Genomic DNA, 437 nt, shown 5'->3' on the forward strand with positions numbered 1-437 from the left:
AATGTCCGAAGTATTGGTCGCAATGTTCGTTGTGTTCGTGGCTATGTCAGAGGCGTTCGCGGCAACTCCAGCACTGTCGTCAAGACTTGATATATCCACGGCAGGGTTGTCCCCAAGTTCATTGGTATAGGTCAACTCATTAGTGGCGTTGTTAAAGGACAATGTGGTATTGGTCTCGGCTATGGACACAGACGAAACGTTCAAGTATAGCGCACCATCAGAGCCAGCCGTAATATTGTTGTTCGCATCGCCACTGATCAAGTTTACAGATTCCGTTCCACCCCCATCAGTAATTTGCAGGTTACCTCCCGTAATGCCACTTCCTGTATTGTACTCGTTGCCGATGTTGGTATCGGCATCAGCGGCAACATGGTTCGCTATGTCAGTGGCATTGGTCGAGATGTCTGTCGCGTTCGTTGTGATGTCGGAAGCATTGG

General features: G+C 49.2%; 1 protein-coding gene. It reads right to left on the minus strand.

The features are described from left to right. The coding region (locus D2V08_RS17255; RefSeq protein ID WP_220473369.1) for a hypothetical protein at positions 1-437 on the minus strand (437 nt) is incomplete at both ends.

The sequence above is a fragment of the Flagellimonas lutimaris genome, from assembly GCF_003581615.1.
Classification (GTDB): Bacteria; Bacteroidota; Bacteroidia; order Flavobacteriales; family Flavobacteriaceae; genus Flagellimonas; species Flagellimonas lutimaris.